This window comes from Desulfacinum hydrothermale DSM 13146, assembly GCF_900176285.1.
In the GTDB taxonomy this organism is placed as follows: Bacteria; Desulfobacterota; Syntrophobacteria; order Syntrophobacterales; family DSM-9756; genus Desulfacinum; species Desulfacinum hydrothermale.
Window position 1 is genome coordinate 45,071 of sequence record NZ_FWXF01000006.1, and the last position, 12,371, is coordinate 57,441.

The 12,371-nt window shown below is 62.4% G+C and carries 11 protein-coding genes and 1 pseudogene; 4 read left to right on the forward strand and 8 right to left on the reverse strand.

Going from position 1 to position 12,371, the window contains the following annotated elements:
* Nucleotides 1–60 precede the first annotated feature (60 nt).
* Nucleotides 61–828: a thymidylate synthase family protein gene (locus B9A12_RS17295; protein WP_084057163.1), complete on the forward strand. Its 768-nt coding sequence runs from the start codon at nt 61–63 to the stop codon at nt 826–828.
* On the opposite strand, the gene B9A12_RS06915 is transcribed toward B9A12_RS17295, so the two are convergent.
* The 3 genes from B9A12_RS06915 to B9A12_RS06925 all read right to left on the reverse strand — a co-directional run bounded on the left by B9A12_RS06915 (nt 820) and on the right by B9A12_RS06925 (nt 3,161).
* Nucleotides 820–1,563 (reverse strand): epoxyqueuosine reductase, encoded by a 744-nt coding sequence (locus B9A12_RS06915; RefSeq protein WP_084057164.1) that lies wholly within the window; start codon nt 1,561–1,563, stop codon nt 820–822. The genes B9A12_RS17295 and B9A12_RS06915 overlap by 9 nt on opposite strands.
* A gap of 305 nt (nt 1,564–1,868) precedes the next feature.
* The gene (locus tag B9A12_RS06920; RefSeq protein WP_084057165.1) at nt 1,869–2,435 is read right to left on the reverse strand and encodes a hypothetical protein; all 567 of its coding nucleotides are present in this window, start codon (nt 2,433–2,435) and stop codon (nt 1,869–1,871) included.
* Nucleotides 2,436–2,510: 75 nt separating this feature from the next.
* On the reverse strand, nt 2,511–3,161 hold the full coding sequence (locus B9A12_RS06925; protein ID WP_084057166.1) for a class I SAM-dependent methyltransferase: 651 nt from the start codon (nt 3,159–3,161) through the stop codon (nt 2,511–2,513).
* Nucleotides 3,162–3,386: 225 nt separating this feature from the next.
* Here B9A12_RS06925 and B9A12_RS06930 point away from each other — a divergent pair, with 225 nt between their 5' ends.
* The 3 genes and pseudogenes from B9A12_RS06930 (at nt 3,387) to ahcY (ending at nt 7,155) form a co-directional block, all read left to right on the forward strand.
* Nucleotides 3,387–4,163 carry a class I SAM-dependent DNA methyltransferase gene (locus tag B9A12_RS06930; RefSeq protein WP_084057167.1) on the forward strand — a complete coding sequence of 259 codons (777 nt, stop codon included), beginning with the start codon at nt 3,387–3,389 and terminating at the stop codon, nt 4,161–4,163.
* A 392-nt stretch (nt 4,164–4,555) separates the two neighbouring features.
* Nucleotides 4,556–5,722, forward strand: a pseudogene (metK, locus tag B9A12_RS06935) (methionine adenosyltransferase); the annotation flags it as partial.
* A 167-nt stretch (nt 5,723–5,889) separates the two neighbouring features.
* Nucleotides 5,890–7,155, forward strand: coding sequence for an adenosylhomocysteinase (ahcY, locus tag B9A12_RS06940; protein WP_084057169.1), 1,266 nt, complete (start codon nt 5,890–5,892; stop codon nt 7,153–7,155).
* 159 nt (nt 7,156–7,314) lie between these two features.
* On the opposite strand, the gene B9A12_RS06945 is transcribed toward ahcY, so the two are convergent.
* The 5 genes from B9A12_RS06945 to B9A12_RS06965 form a co-directional block, all read right to left on the reverse strand.
* Entirely contained in the window at nt 7,315–8,517 is a 1,203-nt protein-coding gene (locus B9A12_RS06945) for a thiolase family protein (protein WP_084057170.1), read from the reverse strand.
* A 37-nt stretch (nt 8,518–8,554) separates the two neighbouring features.
* Nucleotides 8,555–9,406 (reverse strand): 3-hydroxybutyryl-CoA dehydrogenase, encoded by an 852-nt coding sequence (locus tag B9A12_RS06950; protein ID WP_084057281.1) that lies wholly within the window; start codon nt 9,404–9,406, stop codon nt 8,555–8,557.
* A 79-nt stretch (nt 9,407–9,485) separates the two neighbouring features.
* The gene (gene rpe / locus B9A12_RS06955) at nt 9,486–10,157 is read right to left on the reverse strand and encodes a ribulose-phosphate 3-epimerase (protein WP_084057171.1); all 672 of its coding nucleotides are present in this window, start codon (nt 10,155–10,157) and stop codon (nt 9,486–9,488) included.
* Nucleotides 10,158–10,245: 88 nt separating this feature from the next.
* The gene (gene rsmB / locus B9A12_RS06960) at nt 10,246–11,598 is read right to left on the reverse strand and encodes a 16S rRNA (cytosine(967)-C(5))-methyltransferase RsmB (protein WP_170920414.1); all 1,353 of its coding nucleotides are present in this window, start codon (nt 11,596–11,598) and stop codon (nt 10,246–10,248) included.
* Nucleotides 11,591–12,367 (reverse strand): DUF116 domain-containing protein, encoded by a 777-nt coding sequence (locus B9A12_RS06965; RefSeq protein ID WP_084057173.1) that lies wholly within the window; start codon nt 12,365–12,367, stop codon nt 11,591–11,593. The genes rsmB and B9A12_RS06965 overlap by 8 nt, the downstream gene beginning before the upstream one ends.
* Between the last annotated feature and the right edge of the window lie 4 nt (nt 12,368–12,371).

Below are 12,371 nucleotides of genomic sequence, written 5' to 3' on the forward strand. Positions count from 1 at the left end.
ATATGGGGGGGCGGAGACGGCAAACAAACGACAAGACAACCACAAGGAAAGGAAGCGGCCATGCTGAAGGCGGCTTTTGTGGTGGCCCGGGACATTCCGGATCTGTGGTACCAGCTGGTTCGAAAGGCCGTGGAGGAAGGCCGGGAATACAAGGTGGAAAAGGGCAGCACCCCCACCAAGCGCTGGGAGCTGGACTTTGTGTCGGCCCAGATCACCCATCCCGGCACCCGGCCTTTGGAACCGGACATTCCCCCCGGCGTGGGCATTCCCAACCCCATCGAACCCGGTTACGCGGAAAAGTATCTGCCCTACTACATGACGGATGTGGCCCAGCCCGGTGAACACTACACCTACGGACAGGACCTGGCCTGGCAGATCGAGTGGGTGATCGACTACTACCGAAAGAACAGCCCCGGGACCAAGCATTGCTACATGACGGTGGGACGTCCGGAGAGTCTCCTTTTCTACGACGAGTCGGTGGACTACGAGGAGGTAATCCGCGTGGCGGACCGGGCCACGGGGAAGACGGTGCGCAGTCGCACCCTCTCCAACGCCTTCAACAAGGAGGAGCCCGGGACGACCCAGTGCCTTCGGGGCGTGGACACGGCCATCAAGTACGGCAAGCTCCACTTCAGCATCCACTTCCGCAGTTGGAACCTGTGGAACGGGCTGCCGGCCAACCTGGCATGCCTCCAGATGGTGAAGGAATACATGGCCCAGCAGATCGGCGTGGAAGACGGGGAGATGTTCGTGACCTGCCTCAAGCTCGGCCTTGCCGAGGCCTACTTCGATCTGGCCAAGCTGCGGCTCTATCTCAATTCACAATGATTCTTTCCCCACGGGGCAGGCCAGTTCGCATCGGCGGCAGTACTTGATCCGCCGGCCGCTTCCGGAACGCCCCGGCACTGGAAGTAACTCGGCATGTGCCCGGTCCCTGTCCATCTGGATCGAACACCGCGTCACGTTGTAGCCGGCGTTCGGTTCCGTGGGTTCGCCCGAAAAGGCCTGTTGGGGACAGGCCGTGCGGCAGGGCATGGAACAGCCGGCGCAGGGATCGAAAGCTGTCCCCCGGGTGGCGGGCAGATCCACCGCGGTGAGAAGGAGCCGGAGCCGCACGCGCGGCCCGTATTCAGGGGTTACCAGCAGGTTGTTTCTACCGATGCGGCCCATCCCCGCCAGGACGGCCGCATCTTTCATGAAGAGCCCACCTCGCTCCAGATGATAGGGGATGGGAAAGCACGCATGGCCCGTTTCTTCCCGGATCCATCGGGCCAGACGGGACGCGATGCGGATCAGTTCCTCGTTGCCCGGCGTGTTTCCCGTTCCCGACTCCTTGATCCACCAATCCAGCTCCGGCTTGTCCTCGGGGTGGACCAAGGCCAGTACGATCACAGAACGGGCGTGCTCCGGCCAACGGCCTTCCTCTTCCCGGGAAGACGAATCAAAGCGAAGCACATGGGAGGGCGAACACCGAAGGTCATCCACCGGGCACACCCCCGCCAGACTCGCCCCGAACCGGATCGCCGCGGAAATCACATCCACCGTCACGGCAACTCCTTTCATCCCTCCCGGCAGACCGCCCCAAAACAGACCAACCTGCCCGAAAACACAGGCAGGGAGTGGTTTGCTTGTGGCGCAGCCCTTCAGGGCGGTGGAACCATCACCGAGCACCCCTTCGGTTCTGGAAACGGTCTGTCGTTTCATTGGGCGACGATAGCCATTTCCAACCCTGTCGGAGCCGCCTTGGAAGCGATCCGCACAGCGACCAAGCCATCTCTGGGGCCGTCCGAGAACGCCCAAGTTGCACACTTTTAGTACGAACGGAAACTTAGAGCTGGCAGCCGGGCCCGTGCCTCGGGCCTGGCCTTTCAGCGCAGCAGGGGAATTCTTTCATGGTCGCCGTCCCGGTCCAGGTCGAAATCGAAAAAAACCGTTCCCAGCCGCTGCGCACGTGCCGCCTTCCATTGCGCAGGCACCGGCGTCCTGGTGGGGCGCCCCAGTTCCACTTCATGGGTCACGGGATTGCTGTAATGGTTCGCCCGGTCGTGGATTCGAAGCACCGCCCTCAAGGTCTGCCATCCCGAACGTGAAAGAAGGGACGGTGTGGGAAGGTGAATCACACCCTTAAAATGCGCCTTCCGATCTCCTTCGAGATAGACCCGGTGGTTGGACCACATGTTTCCGCCCAGCTGGGACACCTCGACCCAGATATAGTCCATGTCTCCGTCCGGGTCTTCTCCTTCCACGAAGATTTCCCAGGTTTTTCCGAACCAGAGGTTGGAAACCGCAAAACTGGTCTGGATGCGCGGCGGGTGCAGGCCGGTGGGCAAGGCTTCGTCGGCTCTCCGCGCCCCTTGCGTGAAACAGCCGCTCACAAGAAGCCCGATGAGCCCCAGCGGCGCCAATAGCCTGAAAATATGATCGGAGCATTTCATGGCACGTCTCCTTTCTTCCATTTCAAATACCCATCGTGCCCGATCAGGTCAATGCCCCCGCGTACGCATCACACATCATGGACGTCGGTCTTTCGTGTCCGCGGTGTGGCCAAACGAGGCCAGGTAGAGCCCGGCGGTGCCTTTCCAAAACGATCGGCGCTCGAGGAGGGTCCAATTCCCGGAGGAGAGCAAGGCATCGGTTCCCCCGGCCTGCAGGTATTCCCGGAAGCATCGGTAATGGGCCCGACCGGCCCTGCGTTCCACCAGGGAGAGGACCCCAAGGACGATGCGGCCCGCGATCGTTACGGGCTGGGCATAGTCCAGGACAAAAAGGCGCCCGGCAGGTTTCAGCACGCGGTGGGCTTCCACCAGCATGGCCCGACGGATCGGAGCGGGCTTTTCATGGAGAGCAAAGGACAGGATGAGACCGTCGAAGGCGGCGCCGGGGAAGGGAAGCCGTGTGGCATCGCCTCGCACCAAGGCCGTCCCGCAAAGTCCTCCCTTCCGGACCGCCTGGTTCAACATGGCTTGTGACAGATCCAGGCCCACCGCCCGCACGCCTTCCCGGCGCAAGGCCGCCACCTGGGTTCCCGTACCGCAGCACACGTCCAGCACCCGCCGGCAGCCGGCCTTGGCCACGGCCCCTTCCAGAACCCTTCTCACTGGCACCATCACAGGCTCCATCCAATCGTAATACCGAGCAAAAGTTCCGTATTCGTCCGCCATCGCCTCACTCCTTGTGTCTTTTTGGTGACAATCCTACCAGACGGAAAAAGCCCCTTGACATCTTTTTCACACCCTGTATGATCCCCAAATGTTTCTATCAAAACGATCTCGGTGCGTAATATCGCTGATCGTATGTTTGGAAGGTAAAGATCTTTTAGTCGAATCAAACGGGGACGGATCAAGCCGTCCCCCCCTCGCTGCATGGATGCCCAAAGGAGGGTCCCAATGAAGAGACACCAGTGTCGCATCGTCTTTCCCAAGGTTTCCGACGTCCTGGACCAGGACCAGGAGTGGATCTTTGTGGAACGGAACGGCCGGATGCAAAAGATCCGGCTGCACAACTACGGGGACCTCTACCGAATCCCCGGGCTCTACGAGGAGCTCTTTTACGAAAAGCTCGGCTGCGACTCCCCCAACGTGGTCTGCCGCCTCTTGGCCCGGGCCATGGAACGCCACGGAGGTCCCGATTCTCTGCGCGTGCTGGACTTCGGTGCCGGCAACGGCATGGTCGCCGAGAAGCTGAACGAGCTTCGCAACTGCGAGTTCCTCGTGGGTATCGATATCTTGGAGGAAGCCAAGGAGGCGGCGGAACGGGATCGCCCCGGTCTTTATGATCGCTACATGGTGCTGGATCTGGCGCAGCTGGATGAGTTCAATCGCAAGCGGCTCCAATCCTACGGATTCAACACGCTGGTGACGGTGGCCGCCTTGGGTTTCAACGACATTCCCAGCCGGGCCTTTCTCAACGCCTTCAACCTGATGCGCAAAGGATCGTGGATTGCGTTCAATATCCGGGACAAGTTCCTGAGCCAGGGAGATGATTCGGGCTACCGTACCCTGCTGGAGCGACTCCAGGACACCTGTTTTCGGATTCTGGACCAGACCGACTATTGCCACCGGCGTTCCATCACGGGTCGGGAATTGTGCTATCGCGCCATCGTGGGGCAGAAGACGGCGGATGCGGACATCGACGGCCTGTTTGCCGGCCGGTCGTCGGGCTGAAAAGGCAAAACCTGTTCCTGGGACGCAGCCGGGGCCACTTTTCTGACGGAAGGGGGTCCCGACGGCCGTGGGCCCTTTCGGGGACCCATCCCGGACCAGGGGACGGGTCGGGGGAACGACCAGCCGTTTGCCTGATAGACGCCCTGGGGCGTCCATTGTGAGGCGCGAGTCGCAAGTGGCCAGAATCCAGGATTTTCCGTTCAATCACTTGTCGCCCACCAAGGCTTGGATGTTGCGCTGCCGCGCCCTGCCCTCATGAGGGGGACTCCGTTTTCGGTCAGCCCTCGGCGGGGGAAACGCTCAAATCGGGTTGGCAACCGATGCGGCGGCGCTGAACGCCCACCAAAGTGGATCAGGTTCCACAACCAATGCAAAGGAGGAAGAACTCAATCATGGGCAAGGAAAGGTTTCTTTTCACATCCGAATCGGTGACCGAAGGCCATCCGGACAAGATAGCCGACCGCATTTCCGATGCGATCCTGGATGCCATCATGGCACAGGACCAGGGATGCCGCGTGGCGTGCGAAACCATGGTGACCACGGGTATGGCCATGGTTTCCGGTGAAATCACCACCAGTTCCTGGGTGGACCTTCCCGAGATCGTGCGCTCCACCATTCGCGACATCGGCTACGACAATTCCGACATGGGTTTCGACTGGAAAACCTGTGCGGTGATCAGCAGCATCGACAAACAGTCGCCGGACATTTCCCAAGGCGTTACCGCCGGCGAAGGACTTTTCGAAGAACAAGGGGCCGGCGACCAGGGTCTCATGTTCGGCTACGCATGCACGGAAACCAGCACCTTCATGCCCATGCCGATCCATTACGCCCACCGCATCACCCGGCGCCTGACCCAAGCGCGCAAGGACGGCATCCTCGATTTCCTTCGACCGGACGGCAAGTCGCAGGTAACCGTGGAATACGTGGACGGCAAACCCCGCCGCGTGGACACGGTGGTGGTGGCCTCCCAGCACCATCCGGACGTTTCCTACGAGACCCTCCAGGAAGGGATCATCGAAGAGGTGGTCAAGAAAGCCATTCCGGAAGAGTTTCTGGATCAGCAAACCAAGTATTTCATCAATGCCACGGGCCGTTTCGTCATTGGGGGTCCCATGGGAGATTGCGGGCTCACCGGGCGTAAGATCATCGTGGACACCTACGGAGGCTACGGGCGCCACGGCGGCGGCTGTTTTTCGGGAAAAGATCCGTCCAAGGTGGACCGCACGGCCTCGTACATGGCCCGCTACGTGGCCAAGAACATCGTGGCCGCCGGTTTGGCGGACCGATGCGAAGTGCAGCTGGCTTACGCCATCGGCGTGGCGGAACCGGTGAGCGTCATGGTGGACACCTTCGGCACCGGAAGGTTTTCCTCGGAGCAGATCACACAGTGGGTGCGTCAAGTCTTCCGTCTGAAACCTGCCGAGATGATCCAAGATCTACGCCTGCTGCGCCCCATTTTCAAGAAAACGGCGGCCTACGGTCATTTCGGCCGAAACGATCCCGACTTCACCTGGGAAAGAACGGACAAGGCCGACGCACTGGCTCAATTGGCGGGCATGGACAGTGCCGACCGGCCGGCCGCAGCCTCCGGTGAGCGCCGCGGTATGCGCGTGGTCCGTTAGGCACCCAGATCCCATTCCCTGAAACCATCAGCATGAATAACCGGGGCGGAACCGGACCTCATGTCCGGAACCGCTCCGGTATGCCCGAACGAGGAGAACATCTTATGCAAGTTCCAGCGGACGTGACCAATCTCGAACTGGCTTCCAAAGGGCGAGAACGAATCGAGTGGGCGGCGCAAGCCATGCCGGTGTTGGCGTCTATTGAAGAGGATTTCAAGAAAGAAAGGCCCCTGGAAGGCGTCAACCTGGGGGCGTGCCTGCACGTGACCACGGAAACGGGGCGCCTTATGCAAGTTCTCAAGGCGGGGGGGGCCCGGGTCGCCCTGTGCGCCTCCAATCCCCTGTCCACCCAAGACGACGTGGCCGCCTCCCTGGTGGCCCACGACGGCATCAGCGTCTTTGCGCGTCGAGGCGAAGACCGGGACACCTATTTTCGTCACATCCATGCCGTGTTGGACATCCGACCCCGGCTGACCATGGACGACGGAGCAGACCTGGTCTCCACCATCCACACGGAACGGCGCGATCTGATGGATGGAATCCTGGGGGGCACGGAAGAGACCACCACCGGGGTGATTCGCCTTCGGAGCATGGCGGAAAAGGGGGTCCTGGGATACCCCATCATCGCTGTCAATGATGCCAACACAAAGCATCTTTTCGACAACCGCTACGGCACGGGCCAGAGCACCGTGGACGGGATCATTCGGGCCACCAATCGTCTTCTGGCCGGCAGCACCTTCGTGGTGAGCGGCTACGGCTGGTGTGGACGGGGCGTGGCCATGCGCGCGTCGGGAATGGGCGCCCGTGTGATCGTCACGGAAGTGGACCCCTTGAGGGCCCTGGAAGCGGTTATGGACGGCTACACGGTCACCACCATGGACGAAGCGGCCGCCGTGGGCGACTTTTTCTGCACCGTGACGGGAGATATGCACGTTCTGCGACGCGAGCATTTCCACAAGATGAAGGACGGTGCGATTTTGTGCAACTCCGGTCACTTCGACGTGGAAATCGACCTGCCCGCCCTGGTGGATCTGGCGGTACAAAGGAAACGCATCCGGGACGAAGTGGAGGAATTTCTCTTGCCGGACGGACGGCGCATCAACGTGCTGGCGGAAGGCCGACTGGTGAACCTGGCGGCAGCCGAAGGGCATCCGTCCAGCGTGATGGACATGAGTTTTGCCAATCAGGCCCTGTGCGCCGCCCACCTGGCCCAAAACGGCCGCCGGGGGGGAAAGGCTCAGGTCTTGCCCGTTCCGGTGGAAATAGACCGTAAGATCGCCCGGATCAAGCTCCGTTCCATGGGCGTGGCCATCGACTCGCTCACCCCCGAACAGGAAAAGTACCTGTCTTCTTGGGAGATGGGCACGTAGGCTGGAAGGGCCGCGCGCGTGGAAGGCAGAAGGGGAATCTTCCTTCCTCGAGCGTCGGACCGGAAAAAGACAGCCGGCGGCAGACCCCCGGGTCTGTCCGCCGGCTCTAAACGGCGCGGCGCCCCCTTCCGTCCGACTGAAGGCCCGCGTCCTTTTCTTCTAATCCCGGGCCACGATGGTGGCCATTCCCATGCCGCCGCCCACGCACAGGGTGGCCAATCCCACGGACAGATCCCGACGAGCCATCTCGTAGGCCAGGGAGATCACGATGCGAAGCCCCGTGCAGCCCACCGGATGGCCCAAGGCGATACCGCTTCCGTTCACGTTGGCGATGGCCCGGTCGAAACCGATGCCCCGCTCACAGGCCAGGTACTGGGCCGCAAAGGCCTCGTTGAGTTCGATGAGCTGGATGTCCTTCAGGGTCATGCCCGCTTTCTTGAGCACCTTTTCGGTGGCCGGAACGGGCCCGTAGCCCATGTATTCCGGTTCCACACCGGCCGCCGCCGTGGCCACGATCCGAGCCAGGGGCTGGAGACCCATCTCTTTGGCCTTGGCCCGGGTCATGACGAGCGCCGCCGCGGCCCCGTCGTTCAACCCGGAGGAATTCCCGGCCGTCACCGTCCCGTCCTTTTTGAAGACCGGCTTGAGCCTGCTCAGATCGTCCATGGTGAGGCCGAATCGCGGGTGTTCGTCCTGCTCAAAAACCGCGACCTTGCCCTTGGGACCCGGAATCTCCACGGGGACGATTTCGTCTTTGAAACGGCCTTCCTTGATGGCCGCCTCGGCGTTGTGATGGCTCCTCAGGGCCACCTCATCCTGTTCCTGGCGGTCGATACCGTATTTTTGCGCAAGATTTTCAGCGGTCTGGCCCATGATCATGGGGTTTCCCAGCAGCCGGCTTCCCGAATGGAGCATCTCCCAGACGGAATCCAGCACCTCGTGGTTCATGAGCCGCATGCCCCACCGGGCTTTGGGAAGGTAGTAAGGAGCCGAACTCATGGACTCCACGCCGCCCACCAGGACCACCTCCGCATCTTCGGCGCGGATCATCTGGGTGGCCGCGGCCAGGGCCTGCATACTGGAAGCGCACTGCCTCTGAATGGTGTGGGCCGGAATCTCCACGGGAAGGCCCGCCTTGAGCATGGCGGTGCGCGCCGTGTTGGCCTCATCGAAACATTGGGCGCAGTCGCCCGTGACCACCTCGTCCAGGATGGCGGGATCCGGGTTGCCGGCCCGCTTCAATACCTCCTCCATCACCAGCGCCAACAGGCTGGAAGCCCGCACATCCTTGAGGCTCCCACCAAACTTTCCAATGGGCGTTCTCGCCGCCGATACGATCACCACATCCCGATCATGACTCATCACAAACCCCTCCTGACTCGCTTCTTCGGAGATTTCCTCATTTGGTATAGTCGTAGAAGCCCTTACCGCTCTTTCGCCCCAGATAGCCGGCCCGAACCATCTTGCGCAGCAGGGGCGCCGGCCGATACTTGTCTTCCCCCAACTCCTTGTGGAGCCCCTCCAGGACGAAGAGCAGCGTATCCAGGCCCACCATGTCCGCCAAGGCCAGGGGGCCGATGGGGTGGTTGGCCCCCAGGGTCATGGCCCGGTCGATGTCTTCGGCGGACGCAACGCCCTCCGCGTACACAAAAATCGCCTCGTTGATCATGGGGCACAGGATGCGGTTCACGGCAAACCCCGGAGCTTCCTTGACCTCCACGGGGGTCTTGCCGATGCGTTCCACCAGGGCCTTGGTCACCTCAAAGGTGGCGTCGTCGGTCACGAAGCCGCGGATGATCTCCACCAGCTTCATCACCGGAACGGGATTGAAAAAGTGCATGCCGATGACCTTGTGGGGGCGGGCCGTCACCGAGGCCATTTCCGTGATGGAAAGGCCCGAGGTGTTGGAGGCCAGGATGGTTTCCGGCTTGCAAAGAGCGTCCAGTTCCTTGAAAACCTGTTTTTTCACATCCATGTTTTCAATGACCGCCTCAATGACAAAGTCGGCCTGGGAGGCGGCGGCCTTCAGGTCCGTGGCCCCCTGAATGCGGCCCAGGACGGCGTCCGCTTCGCCCTGTTCCATCTTGCCCTTGGCCACGGCCCGTTCCAGGTTCTTCCTGATGCCCGCAAGGCCCTTTTCCACGAAGCGATCTTCGATGTCTCGAAGCGCCACCTGGTACCCGGCCTGGGCCAGCACCTGGGCGATCCCGGAACCCATGATCCCCGCACCCAATACGCAAACCTTTTGAATCTCCATGTCCCCTCTCCTTTCCGTCATCTGTGATCCGCAAATCGTGCGCCGGATCCCCTCACCGTTTACAGCTGACGCCTTATGAATGGAACCGAGACTTGAGCGCCTTCACCGTGACCGCATAATCGTCGCCGCGGAAGACGGCCGATCCCGCCACGAACACATCCACGCCCGCCTCCACCAGCTCGTCCACGGTGTCCGCGTTCACCCCCCCGTCCACCTGGAGGAGCACCGGCAGACGGCGCTCGTCGATCCAGCGCCGCAAGGTCCGCACCTTGTCCAGCACGGGCCGGATGAAGGTCTGGCCGCCGAAGCCGGGATTGACCGTCATGAGCAGCACCATGTCCACCTCTTCCAGGATGGGCTCCACCCAGGAAAGGGGCGTGGCGGGATTGAGGGACACGCTTGCTTTCTTTCCCAGCTCCTTGATGCGCTGAACGGTACGATGCAGGTGCACGCAAGCTTCCACATGCACCCCCAGCCAATCGGCGCCGGCATGGGCGAAGTCCTGCAGGTAGCGGTCGGGCTCCGCGATCATGAGGTGCACGTCCAGGGGCAGCGTGGTGGCCCGCCGGACCGCCCGGACCACGTCCGGCCCGATGGTGATGTTGGGCACGAAATGACCGTCCATCACATCCACGTGGATCCAGTCCGTCCCGGCCGCCTCCACGGCTTGCACCTCCTGGGCCAGTCTGCCGAAATCCGCCGAAAGAATGGATGCCGAAAGGAGCTGTTTTCTCTCTTGTTTCACGATCTTCCTTTCCCATCATGCCGGCCGTCCAAGAAAATGGCTCGGCCCTCAACCCTCATCCCACCTTCCCAAAAGGGGAAAACAGGCGTCACTCGTTACCCTCCACCCGCCGAAGCCGGGCGATGAAAAAGCCGTCCGTTCCGTGCCGGTGCGGCCAGGACTGGAGGTAGGACCCGTCCGCCATGTCCCGGCAGGACTGGGGGAGCACCCCGATCACCGGCTCCGTCCCCCATTGGGACTCATCGCGCAGGAACCCTTCCACTACCCCCCGGTTTTCCTCTTGGAAGATGGTGCAGGTGGCGTAAACCAGAATCCCGCCCCTTCTAACAAACCGAGCGGCCTGGCGCAACAGGGCCGACTGGGTCCGGGACGCCCGGAAAGGCGCCTTGATGGAACGCCGCCACTTGATGTCCGGATGGCGTCTCAGCACCCCAAAGCCCGTGCACGGAGCGTCCACCAGCACCCGGTCGAAAAGTCCCAACCGGTCCGGGTCCAGGGTGAGCGCATCGGCGACGTGGGTTCGGATGCAGGTCCATCCCTGGCGGCGGGCGTTGTCCTGGAGGGCTTCCAGCTTCCAGGCCGCCTCATCCACCGCCGTGATCTCCCCCCGATCCTCCATGAGGGCGGCCAGGTGCGTGGTCTTTCCGCCGAACCCGGCGCACAGGTCCAGCACCCGCTCGCCGGGTTCGGGCGCAAGGGCCAGGGACACCAGCTGGGACGCCTCGTCCTGCACCTGAATCCAGCCGTTTTGAAACGGCTCCAGGCGGCTCATGTCCATGCGAAGGGACGAAAGGCGCAGGGCGGCGCTCAGCACCGGCGAAGGCTCCACGGCGACGCCCTGTTGCTCGAACCAGGTGCGAACCTGGTCGGGAGCGATTCTTCGGGTGTTGACCCGGACCGTGATCCCGGCGAGTCGGTTGTTGGCCTCCAGAATCCGGCGCGCTTCCTCATAGCCCCACCGCTTCAGGGCATATTCGGCGAACCAGTCGGGATGGGAGGTTTCCACGGCCAGGGACAGAACGGGTTGGGAGGCGGGGTCGGGAAACGGCCAGTCGTTTCCACGCCGCACCGCCTGGCGCAGCACACCGTTGACAAAGCCCACGATATGCTTGGGATGGGCCGTTTTGGCCAACTCCACCGTTTCATTCACGGCCGCATGGGCGGGCACCTTGGTGAGAAAGAGGATCTGATAGAGACCCAAGCGCAGCAGGGTCCGCACCGGAGGATCCACCTTCTTCCGGCCAACCAGCACCTCCAGGTGCCAGTCCAGGCGGCGCCTCCAGCGCAGCACCCCGTAGACCAGCTCGGTGAGCAACGCCCGGTCACGGTCGCTCATATCCCGATGGCGCTCCAGGGCCGTGCGCAGCAGTCGATCGGGATGGGCCGGCCGCCATTCCATCTGCAGGAGGATCCGGTGGGCGGTGGCGCGAACGTTATCCATGGAGCGCCTCCCGTTGCAGCACCTGGTCCAAAACGGAGCGAACCCGGTCCAGGGGCACCAGAGTATTGAAACAGGGCCCATTGGGCCGTTGGTTGAAGATCCCGTAAACGGGCAGGGGCAGCGTGTCCTGGATCCCGCTCACCAGATCGCGCTCACAGGCCACGGCCACGATCAAATCGGGCCGGGTCTGCACCACGATGCGGCGGGCGATGGTCCCCCCCGTGGCCACCGCCAGATCCACTCCGTAGGTCTCGCTCAGCGCCAGAAGGCCACCGATGGGGCACTGGCCGCAACGCTTGCAGTTGGAGACGTGGTAGGTGATGCGAACGGAACATTCGGCCCGCTGGAGGCAGTGGGGCATGAGCAGCAAGATCCTTCGGGGAGGTTGTCCCGAGCGGCAGCGGGCCAGGACCAGCTCGTTGTTGAAGGCCACGAAGGCATGCTGGACCTGCCTTTTGGAAATGCCCACCAGCCGACCCACGAAGACAAGGAGAGGAAGCAGGCCCTTGGCGGTGAAGCCGCGCAGGGTGGCGGAAAAGGGCACGTCGCGGCCTCGCAAGGCGGCGGTGACCAGCAAGGCCACGACGCCCAGTTGCGCCGCAGCGAGACCGCCGAAAAAAAGCCCGGCCCACAGCGGAAGCCTGGGATGAATCCGCGCAAAGCCGTAGTAGGGAACGGCGAAGAGGAGCGCCAGCACGGCACAGACGAGCGCACTGGCGGCCAGCAGAAGAAGAATCAGAAGGGCCTTGTCCGATAAAGCGCGCGCCATGCCG

Excerpts from the sequence above, each read along its gene's own strand:
- B9A12_RS17295 (WP_084057163.1), top strand. The coding sequence starts at position 61 with ATGCTGAAGGCGGCTTTTGTGGTGGCCCGGGACATTCCGGATCTGTGG.
- B9A12_RS06915 (WP_084057164.1), bottom strand. The coding sequence starts at position 1,563 with ATGAAAGGAGTTGCCGTGACGGTGGATGTGATTTCCGCGGCGATCCGG.
- B9A12_RS06920 (WP_084057165.1), bottom strand. The coding sequence starts at position 2,435 with ATGAAATGCTCCGATCATATTTTCAGGCTATTGGCGCCGCTGGGGCTC.
- B9A12_RS06925 (WP_084057166.1), bottom strand. The coding sequence starts at position 3,161 with ATGGCGGACGAATACGGAACTTTTGCTCGGTATTACGATTGGATGGAG.
- B9A12_RS06930 (WP_084057167.1), top strand. The coding sequence starts at position 3,387 with ATGAAGAGACACCAGTGTCGCATCGTCTTTCCCAAGGTTTCCGACGTC.
- ahcY (WP_084057169.1), top strand. The coding sequence starts at position 5,890 with ATGCAAGTTCCAGCGGACGTGACCAATCTCGAACTGGCTTCCAAAGGG.
- B9A12_RS06945 (WP_084057170.1), bottom strand. The coding sequence starts at position 8,517 with ATGAGTCATGATCGGGATGTGGTGATCGTATCGGCGGCGAGAACGCCC.
- rsmB (WP_170920414.1), bottom strand. The coding sequence starts at position 11,598 with ATGGATAACGTTCGCGCCACCGCCCACCGGATCCTCCTGCAGATGGAA.
- B9A12_RS06965 (WP_084057173.1), bottom strand. The coding sequence starts at position 12,367 with ATGGCGCGCGCTTTATCGGACAAGGCCCTTCTGATTCTTCTTCTGCTG.